A 24225-nucleotide genomic window follows, 5' to 3' on the forward strand; every position below is an offset into this window, starting at 1 on the left:
ATAATACCTATACAAAAACTTTACATCCTTATTTTTTTAATATAATTCTTAACGGTATTGAATAATATCTGATATTTTTATGATTTTTAACAAATCATTAAAATTTTAATATGGGTATTATTTCTTTCGTAGGATTCACACTTTTAGTTGCTATTATATCTTATTTGGCTACAAGAAAAACCGATGAAACTTCTTCAGATGGTTATTTTTTGGGCGGACGTAGTTTGACTGCTGTAGTAATTGCGGGTTCTTTACTACTTACTAATTTATCCACAGAACAGATTGTTGGGTTAAATGGTTCTTCATATACAGAAGGTATTTTAGTAATGGCTTGGGAGACATTGGCCGCTATTGCTATGGTAATCACTGCAATTTTTTTATTACCCAGATATTTAAAAGGAGGAATCACAACTGTACCGCAATTTTTGGAAAGAAGATATGACACTACAACGAAAGCAATTACATCAGGTTTGTTTTTAACTGGTTATGTTGTAGTTTTTCTACCGATTGTATTGTATTCTGGCTCTTTAGCAATTAGTACCATGTTTGATGTCCCAGGATTATTAGGTGTTTCTAAAGAAACTTCTATCTGGATTTGTGTTATCGGTATTGGTGTGATAGGATCAATTTATGCAATCTTCGGGGGATTAAAGGCTGTAGCAGTATCTGATACAATAAATGCTGTTGGTTTACTAATAGGAGGTATTATGATTCCGGTTTTTGGTTTATTAGAAATTGGAGATGGTAGTATTTCTGATGGGATTAGTACTTTAATGACTACAAATCCAGAAAAATTTAAGGTAATTGGAGATAGTAATTCTTCTATTCCTTTCGCAACAATATTTACTGGAATGATGTTGGTTCAATTGTTTTATTGGGGTACAAATCAGGCTATTATACAAAGAGCATTAGGTGCTAAAAACCTTAAAGAAGGTCAAAAAGGTTTATTGTTAGGTTCGTTTCTAAAAATACTTGGTCCTATTATAGTTGTATTACCAGGTATCATAGCATTTCATCTTTTTAATGGAGAGTTAGAGGTTGCAGATGAGGCATATCCAACTTTAGTGAGTAGAGTATTACCAGTATCTTTAGTTGGTTTCTTTGCGGCAGTATTATTTGGAGCAATTTTAAGTTCATTTAATAGTGCATTAAATAGTTCCGTTACTCTTTTTGGTCTGGATATTTACAAAGAATATATCAATAAGGAAGCAAGTGAAAAACAAGTAGTAAAAGCTGGAAAAAGCTTTGGTGTTTTATTAGCAGTATTAGCTATGGCTGTGGCTCCATTTATAGCAAATGCCGGGAGCCTTTTTGATTATTTACAAGAGGTGAATGGAATTTATAGTATTCCTATTTTGACCATTATAGTTGTAGGGTATCTTACGAAGAAAGTGCCTGCAATAGCTGGTAAAATTGGTATTATTTCTGGATCTGTATTATATATTTTGAGTCAATTTGTTATAAAGCCAATACTTCAGGGTAACGCAGTAGATGCGGCCAAGGCCAATGGTATTACTGATCTAGCAGAATTAGGAAGAATAGAAGCATCTGCGTATCCTCATTTTTTACATGTAATGGCAATTCTTTTTGTAGTTAACATTATTATCATGTTAATTATTGGTAAATTGTATCCAAGAGAAGAGGCATATGAACAGCAGTATACTAAGGAAGTGGATATAACTCCTTGGAAATACACAAAAATTGTAGGTGCAGTAGTGTGTCTTATTGTTATATCTACCTATATCTATTTTAAATAATTGAAATATATTAAAAAGACAGTTTTATTTTTATATCTATTTTTTTCTGCGATAATTATTGCCCAAGAATTACCGCCGATAGAAGTTTATTCTCCGGATGCTTATGAAGGAGAAACACAAAATTGGTCTATATCCCAAGCTGAGAATAAATATATTTATGTAGCGAATAACAAAGGTCTTTTAGAGTTTAATGGTGCTAATTGGGAATTGTACCCTACACTAAATGAAACCGTAATGCGATCTGTAAAAGTTGTAGGTCAGCGTGTTTATACCGGTTTCTATATGAACTTTGGGTATTGGAAAAAGAATAATTTTGGTAAACTAGAGTACAATTCACTTAGTGATACTATAAAAGAAAAGCTTATAGAAGATGAGCAGTTTTGGCACATAGTAAATCAAGGTGATTGGATATTATTTCAATCTTTAGATAGGATTTACTTATACAATATTATTACAGAAGAAATTTCGATAATAGAATCTAAATTGACTCTTACCAATATTTTTAATGTTAATGGTACAATCTATTATCACGATTTAAATAATGGGATCTATAAAATAGAAAAAGGACAACCTATATTGGTAATAGATGATCCTGAGGTAGTAAATGATAAGATTGTAAATATTTGGAAATCTAATAACAAGATTTTTGTACTTACAACTTCAAAAGGATTTTTTGAGTTTTCTAATGGAGAAGTTAATAAATGGAATACAGAATCAGATGAGCTGTTAAATGGCGCTACGGTTTATAGCAGTACAACGCTTAAAGATGGTAGTATTGTTGTAGGTACAATATCTAATGGACTTATATACCTCTCTGATCAAGGTGAGGTTATCTATCAGGTTAATCAGAACAAAGGGTTAAATAACAATACAGTGTTATCTTCTTTTGAAGATATGGATGGTAATATTTGGCTTGCCTTGGATAATGGGATTAATTGTCTGAATTTAAAATCACCTATACAGAGTTTTAATGATGATAAAGGGACAATTGGTACAGTATATACTACTATAGTCTTTAATGGTTTATTATATCTGGGAACGAATCAAGGGTTGTTTTACAAAAGATTGGATAAGGATGAACAATTTAAATTTGTCGAAGGCACGAATGGACAAGTTTGGAATCTTTTTAGCTATGATGATACATTGTTCTGTGGTCATGATTCAGGAACTTTTCAAATAGAAGGGGATAGTTCTCGCTTAATCTGTGCGATTGGTGGGACTTGGATTTTTCGAGTAGTTCCTGGGCATCCTGATTGGTTATTACAAGGGCATTATGGAGGTCTTAGTATATTACAAAAACAAAATGATACATGGGAACTAAGACATAAAATAGAAGGGTTTGATTATTCTGCAAGGTTTTTAGAAATATATGAAGATCAATTGTGGATTAATCACGAATATAAAGGACTATTTAATTTAACACTGGATAAGAACTTTACAAAAGTGCAAAAAATTGTAAAGGATACAACCGCACCGAAAGGTAAAAACTCTAGTATTGCCAAGTATAAAAACAATATTTTCTATGCTCATCAGAAAGGAGTGTTTTCTTATAACAAAGAGAAGAGAAAGTTTGAAGAAAACAATTTAATTAGCAAAGCTTTTGATATAGAAAAAAAAGGTATTGGAAAACTTGTAAAAGATAATAGAGGAGGGCTTTGGAGTTTTGCTGAAGATGAACTGGATTATATTTTTCAAAGTCAATTTTCAGATAATTTAGATGTTATAAAAGTTCCTATCCCATATGTCTTGAGAAAGGAAATGATAGGTTTTGAAAATATACTTCACATAATAGAAGATAAATACCTATTGGGAACTACTTACGGATATATGATTTTGGATTTATCTAGAGTTCACTCTAGAAAGCATAAAATTATTTTAGAAAAAGTTTCTGCCAAGAAAAAAACTACAGAATTTAAGGAAATCGATGTTCTAGATGCATCTCCTGTTTTTGAATCTAATTTGAACACAGTTTCTTTTGCATATGCAATTCCCGAATATGATAAATATCTTATTTCAAAGTTTCAATATAAGTTAGATGGTTTTTATGAAGACTGGAGCAGTTGGAGTACAAAAACCAACATTGTATTCGAGAATTTACCATTTGGAGAATACACTTTTAAGGTTCGGGCTAAAATAGGAAATGATCTGAGCGATAATGTCTTACAATATAAGTTTATTATAGATAGGCCGTGGTATTTTTCCATTTTGGCTATTATCATATATTCTGTTTTATTTTTGATTTTATTGTTGATAATGCACAGAGCATACAAACGTTATTATTCTAAGCAGAGAGAAAAGTTGGTTCAAGAAAATAAAAAACAACTTGAGCTTAAGCAATTAGAGAGCGAAAGAGAAATAATGAAACTTAATAATGAAAAATTAACTCAAGATATAGATAGTAAAAATCGGGAGTTAGCTTCATCTACGATGAATATTATTAAAAAGAACGAAATTTTAAATACTATTAAAAAAGAACTTCAAAAATCAGAGTCTGAACGAAGTGGATTAAAAAATGTAGAACGAATCATTGATAGAAACTTAAATAATAAGGATGATTGGAACCATTTCGTAGAAGCTTTTAATAGTGTAGATAAAGACTTTCTAAAAAAGCTTAAAGCAAAGCATGATAATTTAACTCCTCATGATTTAAGATTCTGTACCTACTTAAGACTTAATTTATCTTCTAAAGAAATAGCACCATTGTTAAACATTTCTGTGAGAAGTGTAGAAATTAAACGATATCGTTTAAGAAAAAAGCTAGAATTAGAACATTCAGATAGTTTAGTGAACTACATCCTTGAAATTTAGGACTACAACATGTCTTTTTATTACCACAACATTACCTATACTCCAACGTTGTAGTGCAATTACAGTAATACTTTCTTTACATTTTTTTAATAATTAAGAAACTATTATTACTTCCTGTTTTTATTGGGTTTTTCCTTAAAAAAGTTATTAATTTTTTAAATTTTCTAAAACACTGTATGTTTTTTGTTGTGGTTGGTTATTAACGATTTCTTAATATTCGTGGGTAAATTTGAGTAAATCAAACAAAAACATTTATGAAAATTGCTTATTTCTTAATGGCTGTTTTTTTAACAACAGTTATTAATGCTCAGGAAATTCAGATTCGAGGAAGCGTAAAAGATGCTAATGGATTAGAATTACCTGGAGTTAATGTCATTGTAAAGAATACTTCTAATGGAGCAGTGACAGATTTTAATGGGAACTATATATTAAATAATGTATCGGTAGGAAGTGTTGTGTCTTTTTCATATGTAGGATTTACTACTAAAGAAATTACTGTTGGTCAGAATCCCATTATTAATATTATAATGGAGGAGGATAGTGAATCTCTGGAACAGGTTATTGTAATAGGATATGGAACACAGACTAAAAAGGAAATTACTGGAGCAGTTTCTGTTGTGGGAGCTGAAACTATTGAAGAATTAAATCCAGTACGAATAGAACAAGCCTTACAAGGACAAGTAGCGGGTGTAAATGTAACATCACAGTCCGGATCTCCAGGAAGTAGTTCTACAATATCTATCCGTGGAATATCTACAAATGGAGATAGTAGACCATTGATTCTGGTAGATGGAAATGTAATAGAAGATCTTAGTGTGTTAAATCCAAATGATATAGAAAGTATTAATGTACTTAAGGATGCAACTGCTGGTATTTATGGTGTGCGAGCAGCAAATGGTGTAATTCTTATTACAACGAAGTCAGGAGTTCGTAATACGGATTTAAGATTCGAAGTAGATTCTTATGCGGGGTTTCAGGAAACGACAAGAAGATTACCAGTATTAAATGCGACCGAGTATGGAGTAATTATTAATGAGGCATTTGCTGCCGGAGGTAGTACTCCACCTTTTCCTAATTTTACTACACTTGGTGAAGGAACAGATTGGCAAGATGAAATTTTTAGGACAGCAGCAATTTCTAATATAAACCTTAATGTTTCTGGTGGTGGTGAAAATTCTACATATTCTGGAGGAGCTTCTTATTTGACCCAAGATGGAATTGTAGGTGGATCAGATGCTAATTTTGAACGTTTTACAGGGAGATTAAATTATAGTTTAGATTTTGCTAAGAATTTTAAGTTTACAACCTCTGGGATTTTTACACAAACTAATAGAGAAACATTATTAGAGAATACTTTAGGATCTATTTTGTTTAATTCACTAAATATGGCTCCTACATTATCAGTTAGAGATGAGAATGGAGACTTTACGTTGGCAGAAGGTTTAGGAAATGAAGTGATTAATCCAATAGCACAAATAGAGAATACGTTTAATAATACAAGAGTAAATCGCATTGGAGCAACTTTTGGATTGAAATATAATTTCTTAAACAATTTTACGGCAGAATCAAGATTTCAGTTTAATTATTCAGAAGTTGATGGTAAAGTCTTTTCTCCAGAAGTGTTTTACGGATCTGGAAAAGTATTTAATGTAGACAGAAGTAGTGTTACAGAGTTTAAAAATTTCTTTAGAGATTTTACTTGGGATAATTTTTTGAAATATGAAAAGGTATTTGCTGATGATCATGATGTAAAAGTATTATTAGGGATGTCTGTTTTTAAAACAACAGGAACATTTACAGGTTTTACAGGCTTTGATATTATTGATAATTCATATGATAATGCTAATATTTCGCAAGCATCAGATGTAGTTGATAATTTTCAGAATGGTGGAAACACTTTCGATAGTAGATTACTATCTTATTTTACAAGATTACAGTATGGTTATAAAGGAAAGTATCTACTTTCTGCCGTAATTAGAAGAGATGGATCTACAAAGTTTGGACCTAAAAATAAGTTTGGATATTTTCCTTCTGCTTCAGTCGGTTGGGTAGTATCAGACGAGTCATTCTTGAATAATAGTAGTTGGTTAAATTTCTTAAAGCTTAGAGGAAGTTATGGAGTTATTGGAAATGATAGAATAGGTGATTTTGGATTTGTTTCTTTATTAAGCGGAGAAGGAGCATATGTAATAGATGATGAATTAGTAATAGGTACAGCCATTGGGCAATTATCAAATCCAGAAATTAAATGGGAGCAACAAAAGACTTTGGATATAGGATTTGATACAAGGTTGTTTAACAATAAAATTGATATCACATTTGATTATTTCAAAAAAAGAACAGAGGATTTACTCGTTGTAGCACCTGTTTCAGGAATTTTGGGGGTTTCGGCACCAGGATCAGCTCCACCAATTATTAATGCTGGTATTGTAGAAAATAAAGGGTATGAGTTTTTAATAAGTTATAATGATCAATTTTCAGAAAATTTTAAGTTCAACATAAGTTTTAATCTGACGACTTTAGATAATGAAGTAGTATCAGTAAATAGCGAAAATAGTTTCATTGCTGGTGGTTCTTTTGGAGTAGGTCAAGATCCTCCTTCAAGAATGGAAGCAGGTAAACCGATAGGTTATTTTTATGGACTCCAAACAGACGGAATTTTCCAAAATCAATCAGAAGTGGATACTCACGCAACACAAGCCAATGCTGCTCCAGGTGATCTTAGATACGTCGATGTAAATGGAGATGGAGAAATCAACTCTGATGACAGAACGGATATTGGAAACCCTATTCCAGATGCCACTATGGGTCTAAATGTTGGTTTTGAATATAAGAATTTTGATTTCACGACATATGCATTCGCTTCGGTAGGGAATGATATTGTTAGGAATTATGAGCGAAATCAACCTCTGGTAAATAGAAGTAATGCATTTTTAAATCGTTGGACAGGCGAAGGAACTACGAATTCATTTCCAAGAGTAACGACAGGTGCTAATTCTAATAGTTTGTTTTCTAGTTTTTATGTAGAAGATGGTTCTTATATCCGAATTCAAAACGTACAGTTGGGATACACATTTTCAGGGCAATATATGACTCCAATTGGGATAGACAAATTTAGAATATATGCATCAGTAAATAATTTATACACATTTACGGAGTATCAAGGTTATGATCCCGCAGCATCTTCTGGTGCTCCAATTGGTGGAGGTATCGATCAAGGGTTTTATCCTGTGCCAAGAACATATTTATTAGGTGTAAATCTTAAATTTTAATCAAGATGAAAAAGATGAAAAATAATATCAAATTGGTAGTAGTCTTTTTAGCACTATTTACTATAATTTTTTCCTGTAGTGACGATTTTGTAGATGTAGCTTCAGAGGATGAAAATTCAGAAGACTTTTTTAATAGCGAAGAAGATTATCAAAACGCATTGATAGGAGCTTACGATCTATTGCAGTCTACCTATATAAATGTAATGTTAGGAGAGATTGCATCTGATAACACATTGGCTGGTGGAGAAAGCGCATCAGATACACCTGGTATACAGGAAATAGATGACATGATGCATACGCCTGTTAATGCACAACTTAGAGATATATGGAGTTGGATGTATGCTGGAGTTAATCGAGCGAATTATATTATGGAGTTTCAGGATAAAACCGATTTTTCTGGAAAAGATGAAGTGATCGCTCAGACCAGATTTTTAAGAGCTTACTATTATTTTGAATTAGTTAAATGGTTTGGAGATGTGCCATTGGCAATAGATAAGAGAATTTTATTTGGAGAAGAAACCGGTATAGATAGATCTGCTAAAGAAGATGTATATGCTCTGATAGAAGAAGATTTGCAATTTGCAGCTGATAATTTACCTGTTACACAAGCAGAAATAGGTAGAGTGACACAAGGAGCGGCAAGAGCGCTTTTAGGTAAGGTGTATTTATTTCAAAATAAATTTACGGAAGCGGCAGATGTGTTAGATCTTGTGATTGCAGGACCTTACGATCTAGTTACTGATTACAATACAATTTTTGAGCAAGAAGGAGAAAATAATATTGAATCCGTTTTCGAAGTACAATATACAGATGTAGAAGGTGCTGGTTTTGGTTGTTTACAATGTAGTGAAGGTAATGTAGCTGTTGGTTTTAATGGAATCAGAAATTATTCTGGACCATTATTTGATTCAGGTTTTAGCTTTAATGTACCGACTCAAGAAGTTGTAGATGCATTTGAAGTTGGAGATATTAGACTAGATGTAGCTATTTTGGATATAGATGCTTGGGCTGCAGCTCAAGGAGCAACTTTTTCTATAGGTTTTGAACATACTGGATATTTTAATAGAAAATATATTGCTCGTCAAGGAGATCTTAATACCGGAGATGCTAACCTTACTAACCCTAATAATTATCGGGCAATTAGATTTGCAGATGTTTTGCTAATGGCAGCAGAAGCACACAATCGAAAATCACCTAGTAATGATGTTCAGGCGCAAACATACCTTAATAGAGTAAGAACTAGAGCTCAATTACCTGATGTTACTGTAACAGGAACTGCCTTAGCAGATGCAATTTATCAAGAACGACGAGTAGAATTGGTAGGAGAAGGACATCATTTTTTCGATTTAGTAAGAACAGGTAGAGCTGCTGCCGAAATAGATGGTTTCGTAGCAGGAAAACACGAAGTATTTCCAATTCCTTTAATAGAAATTCAATTAGCCGGAAATAGATGGGAACAAAATCCAGGATATTAAAAATAAAAAATTAGAAGAAGATGAAATTTTTAAAATCATTATTAATTATAATTATTCTAGCAGCTGGTTTTAACAGTTGTAAAGAAGATGATGTTTCATATGCCTTTGAAGGTATATCGGCACCAACCGAAGTAAATGCAGTTTTTGATATTACGCAAGATGATACGGGACTTGTTTCTGTAACACCAAGTGGTGTTTCTACTTCGTCATTTGAGATCTATTTTGGTGACGTAGATAATGAAGAGCCAACGATAATATCGCCAGGAAGTACTGCAGAACATGTTTATGAAGAAGGTACTTTTACAGCAAGAGTTGTTGCGGTTGGAGCCACTGGACTTACTAGTGAATTTTCTCAGCTTTTAACAATCTCATTTAGAGCACCAGAAAACTTAGTACTTACATTGGATCAGGATACAGTAAACCCTGCAATAGTTAGGGTTAGTGCTAACGCCGATTTTGCAACGTTGTTTGATGTGTATTTTGGAGATGTAGAAAATGAAGAACCAACAATTATAATGCCTGGTGAAATATTGGAGCATACATATGAAAGTCCTGGTGATTATACAGTTAGAGTGGTTGCTCGGGGAGCAGGTGTTGCAACAACAGAAGCTACACAAGTAGTGACTATTACAGAAGCAAATGATCCAGTTACATTGCCAGTAGATTTCGAGTCATTTACAGTAAATTATGGGTTTACCAGTTTTGGAGATGCTTCTTCACAAGTGATAGATAATCCAAATCAAACAGGTTTAAATACAAGTGCAAGAGTTGGACAAACTATAAAACCTTCTGGAGCGCAAGTATTTGCAGGTTCTTTTTTACAGTTAGAAAACCCAATAGATTTTTCCAGTAATAAATTATTTAAAGTAAAAGTGTTTTCTCCAAAAAGTGGAATAACAATAAAATTGAAAGTTGAAAATATTTCTGATGGAAATATAGCTCACGAAGTGGATGTAACTAATACCGTAGCTAATGATTGGGAAGAATTAGAGTTTGATTTCAGTGCAATAGATACTAATAATGAGTATCAAAAAGTAGTAATCTTTTTTGATTTTGATATTGCAGGAGACGATTCAGAATACTTATTTGATGATATAGAATTGACAAGTTCTGTTATGGCTAGTATTGAAGGAGTATGGAAATTAGCCCCAGAAGCTGGTGCTTTAGGTGTAGGGCCAGCACCTGGTGATACTAGTTGGTTTGCTTGCGACGATACATGCGTTACAGAAAGAGCGTGTTATTATGATGATTTATATGTTTTCGATACAGATGGTAGTTTTAGCAATGTACTTACAGGCGAAACTTGGATTGAAGGATGGCAAGGAGGAAGTGATGCTTGTGGTACTCCGGTTGCACCATATGACGGGAATGCCATTGCTACATATAACTATGATCAAGCAACAGGTACATTAACAATTAATGGAGAAGGAGCTTATGTAGGATTGCCAAAAGCAAATAATCAAGGAGAACTTCCTAATGTTGCCGTTCCTAGTTCAATTACTTATGATGTTTCATTTATTGATAATAATACGATTAGTGTTATAGTAGAGTCTGGTTCAGGAGTATTTTGGCAGTATAGATTAGTTAGAGAAACATATTCAACGCCAATTGAAGGAGTTTGGAAACTTGCGCCAGAAGCAGGAGCTTTAGGAGTAGGTCCAACACCAGGAGATACCAGTTGGTTCGCTTGTGATGATGCCTGTGTTGCAGAAAGAGCATGCTATTATAATGATCTTTATGTTTTCAGTTCTGATGGTACTTTTAGCAACGTGTTAAATGGTGAATCTTGGATTGAAGGGTGGCAAGGAGGAAGTGACGCATGTGGTACACCAGTTGCGCCTCACGATGGATCTAATATGGCAAGCTATATTTATGATGAAACGGCAGGAACATTAATAGTAAATGGAGACGGAGCTTACATCGGTTTAGCAAAAGCAAATAATATGGGAGAGTTACCTAATGTAGCAGTACCAAGCTCTATTACATATAGCGTAACATTTGTAGATACAAATACAATATCAGTTATTGTCGAAGCGGGTTCTGGAGTATTCTGGCAGTATAGACTAATACGTCTTTAGAATTTATAAGACTAGAAGGTAAAATTGAAGACTAAAAATGATTTAAATGATACAGATATATAAAAAAACATTGCTCTTTATAATTTTAGCAACTTTTTTCGGTTGTCAGGATGATGATGCAGAATTAGGGACAATTCTACCGCCTTCAAATCTACAGATTGATGCGGTTATAGAGGATGGACAAACGGGTAATGTTACAATTACTCCGCAAGCAGATGATGCACTTAATTTTCATATTTTCTTTACTCAAAATGGAGATCCATTAGTAGCACAACCAGGAGAATCGCAAACGTTTAGATATACACAATCGGGTCAATATTCCGTTTTTGTTACGGTAGTTGCTTTTGGTACAGGAGGTACATCTTCTTCTCAAACAATTGAACTAGATTTAGATGTGCGATTGTTTATAGATCAAGCAACACTCCAGATGATTGGTGGGGATGGTAGTAAAAGATGGATTTGGGATAGTAGTGTTGGAGGACATTTCGGTGTTGGACCTACTACTAACGATTTTCCAGAATTCTTTAGTGCTTCTCCTAATCAGTTAGATCCTTGTATATATGATGATGTGCTTGTGTTTAGTTATGATGCAAACGATAATTATGGTTTTGAACTAATCACGGGTGATGCTAATCAAACTTTTATGAATTGGGCAGAAGTAACTAGGTTTTTTCCAAATGATACACCGACGCAGTTTGTAGATGAGTGTAGAGATATTACAGATCAGATTGCAACAAATACTAGTTTTGTAATTTTTGAAAATGAAGAAGGAACAAGAATTATTAGTGTAGAGAATAGTACATTATCTTACTGGTCTGGAGCTATGGAATATCAAGTATTAGAACTTACCGAAGATAAACTTAGTGTTAGAGGTATTCAGGAAGTTTCTAGTGATTTTGGTGGAGGTCAATTAGCTTGGTATCATACATTTGTGCCGGAAGATTCTGGGACAGATGATATAGCAGAACCTCCTTTTGATACATTAGTTTGGGCTGATGAATTTGATACAAATGGTGCTCCAAATACAGCAAACTGGACATATGATCTAGGTACAGGAGATAATGGCTGGGGTAATGGAGAATCTCAATCATATACGGATGATGCGAGTAATGTAATTGTAGAAGATGGATTGCTAAAAATAACGGCAAGAGCAGAAAATGGAGGATATACTTCTGCACGAATTAAAACACAAGATTTATTTTCATTTACTTATGGTAAAGTAGATGTTCGTGCTAAATTACCAACAGGAGGAGGTACTTGGCCGGCTATATGGATGTTAGGTTCAAATATTACAGAAGTTGGATGGCCTAATTGTGGAGAAATTGATATAATGGAACATGTTGGTAATAATCAAGATGTAGTATCTAGTGCACTTCATTTTCCTGGAAACAATGGAGGTAATGCAATTTTTGAAGAAATTAATATTGCAGGAGCTTCAGCAGATTTTCATGTATATAGTGTAGAATGGTCATCAACAGAAATAGTGTTTTCTATTGATGGTAATCCATATCATACGTTTCCTTATGCTAATAATTTACCATTTTATAATAATGACTTCTTTATGATACTTAATGTAGCAATGGGAGGAACTTTTGGAGGAGCCATAGATCCTGCATTTACAGAGTCTACTATGGAAATTGATTATGTAAGAGTTTATCAATAGATATACACTTAGTTTTAAATTGTTTTAAGAAGGAAGGTTATTTACCACAGATAGCCTTCCTCATTAACATTAATAATGCGTAAATAAAATTTTAGATCGTTTATGATGAAAAAGAGTGATTTCATATTTGTTAGTATCCTTTGTAGTTTGTTTTTAATGAGTTGCAATTCGTCCTCGGACAAACCTGAAGGATTTAATACTAATACAACAATCGTTTCTAACGGTTTAGATAGTAAGATAGAAGCAAAAGTAGATTCACTTCTTGCTATTATGACCTTAGAAGAAAAGATTGGTCAAATGAATCAATATAACGGTTTTTGGGATTTAACGGGACCGCAACCAAAGGAAGGAGTAGCTGCTAAAAAATATGAACACTTACGAAAAGGTTGGGTAGGCTCTATGTTAAATGTTAGAGGAGTTGAAGATGTAAGAAAAGTACAAAAAATTGCCGTAGAAGAATCAAGATTAGGAATTCCTCTTATTATAGGATTTGATGTTATACACGGATATAAAACAATGAGTCCGATTCCCTTAGCAGAATCAGCAAGTTGGGATATGGAAGCAATTAGGAAATCTGCTGAGGTAGCAGCTCTGGAAGCTTCTGCAGCTGGAATTAATTGGACGTTTGCACCAATGTTGGATATATCTAGAGATGCCAGATGGGGAAGAGTTATGGAAGGTGGAGGAGAAGATCCTTTTTTAGGTTCTAAAATAGGAGTAGCTAGAATAAAAGGCTTTCAAGGTGAAGATTTATCAGAGAATTATACAATTGCAGCTTGTGCAAAGCATTTTGCGGGATATGGTTTTTCTGAATCTGGAAGAGATTATAATACCGTAGATGTAGGTACTTCTACCTTAAATAATATGATTTTCCCTCCATTTGTAGCAGCAAATAAAGCGGGAGTAAAAACTTTTATGAATTCCTTTAACGTGCTTAATGGTATACCTGCAACAGGGAATAAAATGTTACAGAGAGATATTCTTAAAGAGGATTGGAATTTTAATGGTTTTATAGTTTCAGATTGGGGTTCGATTACAGAAATGATTGCTCACGGATATGCAAAAGACGGTAAAAGCGCCGCAGAAATAGCAGCTAATGCTGGATCAGATATGGATATGGAATCTTATTTATATGTAGAACATTTAGCTGATTTGGTAAAAGAAGGAAAAGTAAAAGAACATTTGATAGAAGATTCAGCAAGAAGAATTCTTAGAGTAAAATATGAACTAGGTTTATTTGATGATCCATATAAATATTGTGATGTAAATCGAGAGAAAACAATTTTAGGGAGTAAAGAAAATCATGAGGCAGTGCTTGATGTTGCTAAAAAATCTATTGTATTACTTAAAAATGAGAATAAATTACTTCCCCTAAAAAAGGAAGGACAGAAAATAGCTTTAATAGGAGCTTTAGCAGAAGATAAAAATAGCCCATTAGGAAGTTGGAGAATTGCCGCTGATGATAACACAGCTGTTTCTGTATTAGAAGGAATGAGGCAGTATAAAGGCAATACATTAGTTTATGCCAAAGGAGCTGATGTTTCTTTAGGGGATACAGCATTTGTGACAGAAACTAAAATTAATACTACAGACAAGAGTGAATTTGGAAAAGCAATTAAAGTTGCCTCACAGTCTGATGTAGTGGTAATGGTTTTAGGTGAAGTTGGTTTTCAAAGTGGAGAAGGTAGAAGTAGAACAGAACTTGATCTACCTGGTGTACAACAAGATCTTTTAGAAGAAATTTATAAAGTCAACAAGAATATCGTTTTAGTTTTAAACAATGGGAGACCATTGGCTATTACTTGGGCGGACGAACATATTCCTGCAATCGTAGAGGCTTGGCATCTTGGTTCACAGAGCGGAAACGCAATTGCTCAGGTTTTATATGGAGATTATAATCCTAGCGGAAAACTACCGATGTCATTTCCTAGAAATGTAGGTCAAGTACCAATTTATTATAATCATAAAAGCACAGGTAGACCTGTAGAACCAGCTCCCAATATTGTTTTTTGGTCACATTATTCTGATCAAAAGAATACCCCATTATATGCATTTGGTCATGGATTAAGTTATACTAGTTTTGAGTACAGTAATTTTAAGATAGATCCAGAAGATAATTCTGTTAATACTCCAAGAATTAAAGTTTCTGTCGATGTGACTAATTCAGGTGACTATGAAGGAAAAGAAGTGGTGCAATTATATATTAAAGATCTTTTTGCAAGCGTTACAAGACCAATAAAAGAATTGAAAGGTTTTGAAATGACTTCTTTAAAGCCTAGTGAAACTAAAACAATTGTTTTTGAATTGAATGCTGATGCTTTAGGGTTTTATGATAACGATAATAATTGGGTTGTAGAAAAAGGAGCATTTGAAGTCTATATAGGCGGAAGCTCTGATAAAACTATTAAATCAACTTTTGAATTAAAGTAAAATGAAAAAACTCTTAACCTATTTTATTCTTGTATTATTCTTGTGTTCTTGTCAAAAATCCGATTCAGTTATTTGGGAAGAAAATTTTGATGGGGCTCAGCTAAATGAGACTTATTGGAACTATCAATTAGGAGATGGTTGTCCTAACTTATGTGGTTGGGGTAATAATGAAAGACAAATTTATACTAAAGAAAATGCTAAACTAGAAAATGGTAATTTGATTATTACTGCGACTAAGAAAGGCGATATATATGGGTCTAGTAGGATAACTACAAAAGGCAAAATAGAGTTTCAATACGGTTCTATAGAAGTTAGAGCGAAACTTCCCACTGGACATGGATTATGGCCTGCTATATGGATGTTAGGGAATGATATTGATGAAATAGGCTGGCCGGATTGTGGAGAAATAGATATTATGGAATATGTTGGAAAAGAACCTCATACGATATATACATCCTTACATACAAGACAAAGCTTTGGAGATACTGAGAATTCTAAAAAAACGATTGATTATGCAATAGAAGAAGGTTTTCACGTTTATAAGTCCACATGGACCAAAGAAAAAATTAATTTTTATGTAGATAATAAACTGGTTTATACATTTTCTCCAGAAGTAAAAAATGATAAAACATGGCCTTTTGATAAGCCGTTTTATATAATAATTAACCTTGCCATTGGTGGTAATTTTGGGGGTCCAGAAGTTGATGATACTATCTTTCCAAAGCGATTTGAGATTGATTACATCAAAATCTGGAAATAAATACCGTCTTAGCAAGGAACATTTAATTCAGCTCTACCCTTGATTTCGGCATCGTATATATTCAATATACAACTGAAATTAAATTTAAGATGACGATATTTTTTAAATATCAAATACGGAAATAGATAATTGAAATATGTAAGGTGTTTCAGTTTATCGGAATTACTTGGGAAAAAACATAATTGATATTTAGATTATTTAATAGAATAATCTAAATATTTAAAAGGAACAGTAATGCTGTATGTATAAAAACACATATGGTTAAAATTACGTATATGAAATTTTTAATATAAACTTAATTACACAAATCAATTTTAATTATGAGAACACACTTATTCTTTAAAACCTTTATTGTATTTACATTGTTCTGCAATGTAGTACAATCCCAATGCTCAGAACTTATATTTAATGATGAATTTGATGGTTCATCTGTCGATCTCACTAAGTGGAGTTTTGATAATGGAGACGGATGCCCCACTCTCTGTGGTTGGGGTAATGCAGAGGAACAATGGTATCAACCAGAAAACACTACTGTACAAAATGGAAATTTAGTGATTACTACTAGAAATGAAGCTGCAGGAGGAAAACAATTTACTTCTTCAAAGTTGATCACTGCAGGAAAATTTAATTCTAGATATGGACGATATGAAGCCAGTATTAAATTGCCTTCTGCAGGAGGAATTTGGCCTGCTTTCTGGATGTTGCCAGAGAATGGAAGTTGGCCCTTTACAGGAGAAATTGATATTATGGAATCTCAACATAAAAATCCAGAGAGTATTGGAGGTACTGTACATTATTCTAATGGAGGTTGGCAGTATAATGGTAGAGAATTTAATGCAGGATTAGATTTGTCTGCAGGTTTCCATGAGTATGCTGTAGAATGGGAACCTAACGAAATAAGATGGTATGTTGATGATCAATTATATCATACTGTTACTCCGGGTAACACTGTAGATCCTTGGCCTTTTAGTGAAGGAGATTGGTATTTAATACTTAATGTAGCAGTTGGAGGTCCTGGAACTCCTTATACCGGAAATATTCCACCTACGCCAGCAGATTACCCTACACAGATGGAGGTTGATTATGTTAGGGTGTATAGCGGAACTTTTAACACACAACTTATTGGAGATAATAGTGTCTATGAAGGTGAAACAGATAAACCTTATACAATAACAGAGACAGTTGGAGCATCTTACAGTTGGACAGTTCCTACTGGTGCTACGATAACTTCTGGCCAAGGAACTAACACTATTTTAGTTGATTGGGGAACGACTGAAGGAGATGTAAAAGTTGTTGTAAATGTTCCACAATGTGGTACTAATGAATTTAAAATGAGCGTTTCTGTAAATCCTATAAAAACCTTAGAATATGTTTTTGAGGATTTTGAGGGAAATAGAAATTTAGCCTATACATCAACCACAGATGGGACCTTAACAGAATCTATTTCAAATCCAGGAGTAAGTAATGTTAATAATTCTTCAATAGTAGGTAGGTATGTTAGGGCTACTGGAGCACAATATGATGGTTTGTACATGACCACTTCTAATATAGGAAATGCTTTGGAGTATACATCAGGAGAAAAATCTATTTGGTTGGATGTGTATAGTGATGCACCGATCGGTACAGAGTTTATACTACAGATAGAAAACAGTTCACTCTCGGCAGGTGATTGGCCAGCAGGTCGTCATAGTCGATACAGTGCGAAAACAATTTCTCAGAATCAATGGGAAACGTTAGAATTTGAGTTATTAGATAGACCAGATGCGAGCGTAGGAGCTTTAGATGTGGATCAATTTGTTTTGTTGATTGATCCAGATAGTTTTACAGGGCATACAGTGTATATTGATAATATGAGAAAAATGGATGCTCCTGATCCTACTTTATTAGAAGAAATTATCATAGCTAATTATGATGGAATAAATCAATTGGAATTATTTTTTGAAAATGGAGAATATACAGCAAATGTTGCCAATCCAAGTCCCAATAGCGTTAATAATAGTACTAATGTAGCGCAATATGATAGAGGAGCTTTTGAATTATATGATGTTGTAAGTTTTAATACAGATGCGATAAATGATTCAAGTCCATTTATAGAAGGAGATAATATCTTTTTTATGGATGTTTTTACATCCGCACCTGTAGGAACTGAAATTTCTTTGAGTTTAGAAAACAGTGTTGGATCGAATAGTGATTTTCCTGCAGGAAGAAATAGTCAATATACCAGTGTTGTCAAAGAACAGAATCAATGGCATACCATTGCATTTAGTTATACTACAGCACCTGACGCCGGAACATCAAATTTATCGGTAGATGAAATTTCAATTCTTTTTGATCCTAATTCTAATGTTTCAGAAACATTTTATTTTGATAATTTCAGATATGGAATTACTGAATATCCGCCTACGTATGAGTTCTCTGAGATGATTCATAACTATAACGGAGTAAATAATATTTCGTTGAATAATACAACTACTGGTATCTATGTAGAAAATGTTGGAAACCCAGGAGGGAATGAAGTAAATAACTCATCACAAGCTGGAAGTTACATAAGGGATAATGCAGAATTATATGATGTTTTATTTTTTGACACTAACTTTATAGCAGATGCCAGTGCTTATGTTTCTGAAGATAAAAGATTTGCAATGGATGTTTATACAAGTGCACCTGTTGGAACGATTATTAGTTGGCAATTAGAAGCTAGCTCTTTATCGAACCCTTCAAATTATCCAACCGGAAGGCACAGTGTGTATCAGGCAGCGGTAAAAGAACAAAATAATTGGCATACATTAGAGTTTATTCTTACTGGAACACCAGATTTAGTGGTTAATGATGCTCAAATAGATAATATTGTATTTCTATTTGATCCTAATAGTAGTAGTGGAGATACATTTTATATAGATAACCTAAGATCTTTAACAAAAGAAGATGTTATACAACCTCCAGTTTTATCATCAATAATTATTTCTCCAAATAATGTTGAAATTAACCAAGGAGAAACAATGCAGTTTAGTGCGCAAGGTTTTGATCAAAGCGGTGATTCATATGAGACCAATTTTAATTGGACAGTTACTAACGGTATTATAGATTCTAATGGTTTATATACTGCTTCAGATATTGGTACCTATACTATTACTGCCTCAAGTGGATCTGTTACAGGTTCAGCTTCTGTGACTGTAAATGGAAATACTGGAAACTATATAGTGGTACCCGGAATACTACAGGCCGAAGATTATAAAGAAGGAGGAGAAGGTATTGGTTATCATGATTTAAGTACCGGAAATACGGGAGGTGCATATCGACAAGATAATGTAGATATAGAAAACACAGGAGATATTCTTGGTGGTGCATATAATGTGGGTTGGATTGATGCTAATGAATGGTTAGCATTTGACATAAATGCTACGGATTCTAATAACAGTTATGATGTGGACTTCCGTGTAGCCTCTCCTAATGGTAATGGTAAATTTCATTTAGAGCTGGATGGTGCTGCTATTACAGAAGTGATATCTGTACCCAATACTGGAAATTGGCAACAGTATGAAACAGTTTCTGTAACCGGAATCTCAATAAGTAGTGGAAATCACGAATTACGAGTTGTTTTTGATTCTAATGGTTTGAATCTTAATTTTATAGAGTTTAGATCTTCAGAAGATACTAATACTACTAATTGTACAGGATTGGCGGTTAATAATCAATATAGTTATGAAGTCTCATTAGACAATACCAATCCTACAATAACTTTTATTCCAGAAATTGAAGGAGTAGGAGACAACATTTGTATCCTATATTATAGTACTTCTTCTACAGGACCATATCCTGGATATTTAGTTACTCCAAATGTTCCATTTCAGATTAATGCAAATTCTGGAGATCAGATTAGTTTTTATTATACTTACAGTTTACCAACTGGAGGTGAGAATAATACAGCTGGATCTAAACATGATGTAGTAGTAGGTTCCTGTGGTAATCGCTTAGGGTTAGAAATAGAAAAGAACCCTTTGAAAATAGAGATGTATCCAAATCCAGTTAATAATATTCTTACATTATCAAAAATGAAAGGAATATATCAAGTTAACGTGTATAGTACAAATGGTATGTTAGTGCTCCAAAGGGCGGTAAACGTCGAAGAGACTGAGTTAGTACTTGATTTAAGTTCATTGTCTAAAGGTTTATATATGATTAAAACATATGGGCAAAACACAGAATCTTCCATCCATAAAATACTTAAAAACTAATTTTAAGTAAGGAGTAGCTTTTCTTAAAGCTGCTCCTTATTTATATAAGTATAAAACCAAGTTTTCATATTACTTCTTATTCTTTAGGTATTAAAATTTCTCGTTTGAAAATCGAGGAGTATATATCGCATTTAATCTTTTCAAAAACCATATTTAATATCCAAATCTATAAGATGTATTGAAAATTCAAATAAATATCGTACTCATGAAAAAAACCATAATGTTTAGAAAAGTAACAAGTATATTACTATTTCTATTAATTTTTAGTGTGTCTATCTGGTCACAAAATGTAATTTCTGTTGGAAGTGGTTCCTATGCAGAATATCCTCCCTCACATGAATATATTGGCAATGATCCTACACAAGGAACATTTCAAAGTGTGGCGTTAAATCCTACTTTAGATATTGGTTCTAATATGACAGGAAAACCAATACCTACAAATGATTGGTGGACAAGTGTTTTGTATAATGAAAATGCAGATGGTTCTCGTAATGGCGGAAACCTATGGACGTATCCTTTATTGTCTAGAGCTAATGCAGATGGTTATCAAATAGGTCACAGAACAGCAAAAGATTGGGGAGGAGATGAGAGTGTTGGAATTAGTGTTGATTATCTAGTGACGCTAACAGGAGATGACTTTACAGCTAATAAAACAATAGCGACGAATTGGTCAGATTGGCATGTAGATTTAGAGGTGCAGCATCAAAGTAGTAATCAAACTATTGATGTTACATTAGCTCAAGGAATGCCTTTTGTTTGGACAAAACCGAATGGATTTGATGCGATTATACAATCTATTCATACAGGAGTTAGAACTTATTACGATGCCAATGGTGATATACTTAGTTTTCCTGCTACAGTAGATCGCTTTATTATAGAATATGATGGTAATTTATATGGAATTCATCTTACGGAAAACACTAACATTATACCGAAAGACGGAGTAGATGGGGATCTAGAATTAATAAATAGCGAAGGTAAATACATAGTATTTTCAGCATTAACAGAAATATCAGATTTAAATTTTTTACATGATTATGCTTTTACAAAACCAACAGATACAAAAGCTTTGTATGATTACCAACCAGATAATGGTTTAGTAAATGTTACTTATCAGATAGAAAAAACAAATATCATTGGTGATCAACCTAACGTTTTACAGGGATTTATTCCTCATCATTATCGAGGAAACACGAATAACTTTTCTTTTCTCAACAATAGAGAATATAAGGCTACCCCAAGAGGAACGTTAAAAATAGCTGAAGGAACTAGCTTCTCTTTTGACTACGAATTTAATGCAAATCTTTTACCTCATTTTAATGAACCCATAACTAAAAACTCTGATATAAATCCTTATGAAAGAGCAAAATTGATAGAAATGGTGGATGATTATAATGCTCGTTTAGATCGAGATAACTTTGCAGACGGTACTTATTGGGGAGGAAAATATTTAGTCCAATTAATTAAGTATGTTCTCATCGCAAAAGAAATAGGGCATCCGGATTATCAGGATCTATTAAGTTTTGCAAAGGAAAGAACTTATGATTGGCTTACTTATACACCTGGAGAGACCTCATTTTATTATGCGTATTATCCTGCTTGGAAAGCATTAGTAGGATTTAATGAGGAGTTTTTCTCAGGATTTTTTACAGATCATCATTTTCATTATGGATATCTAGCTCATGCTGGTGCATTATTAGAAATGGCAGAACCTGGGGCAATGGATGAGTATTGGCCAATGCTTACAAAAGTTATAAAAACCTATGCAAATTGGGATAGAAATGATGAAGATTTCCCATATATGAGAACTTTTAGTCCTTGGATGGGACATTCTTTCGCCAATGGTTTAGGAAATGCTATTGGGAATAATCAAGAATCCACTTCAGAAGCAATGCAATCCTGGGCAGGAATGTTTATGACTGGTGAAATAACTGAAAATACTAATATGAGAGATGCCGCTGCGTATGGTTATGTAATGGAAGGAAGAGCGATAGCAGATTATTGGTATAATGAGAGTGGAGTATTTGAAGAAATAGGATATGATAAACCGATTGTAGGGATCTTAGAAATGAATAGATATGTTTATGGAACTTTTTTTGGAGCACAAGATACTTATATTCATGGAATACAATGGTTGCCAATTACTCCGGCATATGGTTTTTGGAATGAATTTTTGACCACAAATGAAGTAAATGCTATTGTTGATCCAATAATAAATAATATGGAAGCCGATTTAGGAGGTCTAAGTGGTGATTGGATGAATGTTTCTTGGGGTTTTAAGCTGTTTTTTGATCCAGAAGGAGTGACCAGTAATTTTGATGATTTTTGGAATAGCGCTGTGGGATCTCAAGAGTATAATGTTGTTCATAATTCTAATGAAAGTGCATTAACATATTACTATGCTCATAATTCTCAAAATCTTGGATTAAGACAATCGAGCTATAGATTGAGTTTACCAATGAGCAGTGTGTTTCAAAAAGATGGAACCGTAATGTATGTAGTTTATAATTCTAAAAATACAGATCAAACATGTATCGTTTATAAAGATGGTGTTGAGGTAGATTCATTTATGGTGCCGGCCAATACATTGATAACAACTGATGGAAATGAAATTGTTACACCTCCTAATAATAGTTTTACAATTCCCGGAATCATAGAAGCCGAAGATTATAAAGAAGGTGGAGAAGGAGTTGGTTATCATGATTTAAGTACAGGAAATACTGGAGGTGCTTACAGACAGGATAATGTAGATATAGAAAACACTGGAGATGTTATTGGCGGAGTATATAATGTTGGTTGGATTGATGCTAATGAGTGGTTAGCTTTTGATATAAACGCTACGGATTCTAATAATAGTTATGATATCGACTTCCGTGTAGCCTCCCCTAATGGCAATGGCAAATTTCATTTAGAGCTGGATGGAGTTGTCATTACGGAAGTGATATCTGTACCTAATACTGGAAATTGGCAACAGTACGAAACAGTTTCTGTAACCGGAATTCCGATAAATAGCGGAAATCATGAGTTAAGAATTGTTTTTGATTCCAATGGTTTAAATCTTAATTTTATAGAGTTTAGAGCTTCAGAAGATACCAATACTACTAATTGTGTAGGATTAGCAGTGAATGGTCAATATAGTTATGAAATCTCCTCAGATACTACAAACCCAACGGTAACTTTTGTTCCGGAAATTACTGGAATTGGAGAAAATATCTGTATTCTTTATTACGGCACCTCTACTTCTGGTCCATATCCGGGATATATTGTAACTCCAAATATTCCATTTCAGATTAATGCAAATTCTGGAGATCAGATTTATTTTTATTATACCTATAGCTTGCCAACCGGAGGAGAAAATAATACGGCAGGTTCTAAACATGATTTCATAGTTGGATCTTGTAATAATCAATTACAACGTGTCGATGATGGTAATTTAGATGCTTACGTATATCCCAATCCTATATCGGATATTGGGCAAGTTGTATTATCAAGAAATCATAAATACATTGGATATAGAATAATAGATATATCAGGGAAAACAATAGAAGATAATATGATTAGTCAAAAACAAGAAAGAATAGACCTTGATTTATCAGAAAAAGAAACAGGGATATATTTTCTGAAATTATATGGTAATACGTCTACGCAACTTTATAAATTACTCAAAAAGTAGAAGTAATGTGTTTATATTTTAGACCTGATAAGGATTCTAAAATATTAGGAACCATAAAAAAAAGCGGTAATATT

Annotated in this window: 10 protein-coding genes; all 10 read left to right on the forward strand. The window is 33.3% G+C overall.

Translation table 11 applies throughout. The annotated features are described in order from the left end of the window. The first annotated feature begins 110 nt into the window (after positions 1 to 110). The 10 genes from NMK29_RS06400 to NMK29_RS06445 all read left to right on the forward strand — a co-directional run bounded on the left by NMK29_RS06400 (position 111) and on the right by NMK29_RS06445 (position 24151). On the forward strand, positions 111 to 1757 hold the full coding sequence (locus NMK29_RS06400; protein WP_108803098.1) for a solute:sodium symporter family transporter: 1647 nt from the start codon (positions 111 to 113) through the stop codon (positions 1755 to 1757). After that, the gene (locus tag NMK29_RS06405) at positions 1758 to 4565 is read left to right on the forward strand and encodes a triple tyrosine motif-containing protein (RefSeq protein ID WP_108803099.1); all 2808 of its coding nucleotides are present in this window, start codon (positions 1758 to 1760) and stop codon (positions 4563 to 4565) included. It begins immediately after the preceding gene. A gap of 254 nt (positions 4566 to 4819) precedes the next feature. Further along, the gene (locus NMK29_RS06410) at positions 4820 to 7837 is read left to right on the forward strand and encodes a TonB-dependent receptor (RefSeq protein WP_108803100.1); all 3018 of its coding nucleotides are present in this window, start codon (positions 4820 to 4822) and stop codon (positions 7835 to 7837) included. 14 nt (positions 7838 to 7851) lie between these two features. Continuing rightward, positions 7852 to 9312 (forward strand): RagB/SusD family nutrient uptake outer membrane protein, encoded by a 1461-nt coding sequence (locus tag NMK29_RS06415; protein WP_234424249.1) that lies wholly within the window; start codon positions 7852 to 7854, stop codon positions 9310 to 9312. Between the two features lie 20 nt (positions 9313 to 9332). Further along, positions 9333 to 11390 (forward strand): hypothetical protein, encoded by a 2058-nt coding sequence (locus NMK29_RS06420; protein ID WP_108803102.1) that lies wholly within the window; start codon positions 9333 to 9335, stop codon positions 11388 to 11390. Positions 11391 to 11436: 46 nt separating this feature from the next. After that, positions 11437 to 13053, forward strand: a complete 1617-nt coding sequence (locus tag NMK29_RS06425; RefSeq protein ID WP_108803103.1) for a family 16 glycosylhydrolase — start codon at positions 11437 to 11439, stop codon at positions 13051 to 13053. 105 nt (positions 13054 to 13158) lie between these two features. Continuing rightward, positions 13159 to 15483: a beta-glucosidase BglX gene (gene bglX, locus NMK29_RS06430; protein ID WP_108803104.1), complete on the forward strand. Its 2325-nt coding sequence runs from the start codon at positions 13159 to 13161 to the stop codon at positions 15481 to 15483. A 1-nt stretch (position 15484) separates the two neighbouring features. Further along, positions 15485 to 16243 (forward strand): family 16 glycosylhydrolase, encoded by a 759-nt coding sequence (locus NMK29_RS06435; protein WP_108803105.1) that lies wholly within the window; start codon positions 15485 to 15487, stop codon positions 16241 to 16243. 320 nt (positions 16244 to 16563) lie between these two features. Then, a complete protein-coding gene (locus NMK29_RS06440; RefSeq protein WP_108803106.1) occupies positions 16564 to 20478 on the forward strand; it encodes a family 16 glycosylhydrolase in 3915 nt (1304 codons plus the stop codon). Between the two features lie 205 nt (positions 20479 to 20683). After that, positions 20684 to 24151: a glycosyl hydrolase gene (locus NMK29_RS06445; protein WP_108803107.1), complete on the forward strand. Its 3468-nt coding sequence runs from the start codon at positions 20684 to 20686 to the stop codon at positions 24149 to 24151. The last annotated feature ends 74 nt before the right edge of the window (positions 24152 to 24225 follow it).

It is taken from the genome of Aquimarina sp. Aq107, assembly GCF_943733665.1.
In the GTDB taxonomy this organism is placed as follows: Bacteria; Bacteroidota; Bacteroidia; order Flavobacteriales; family Flavobacteriaceae; genus Aquimarina.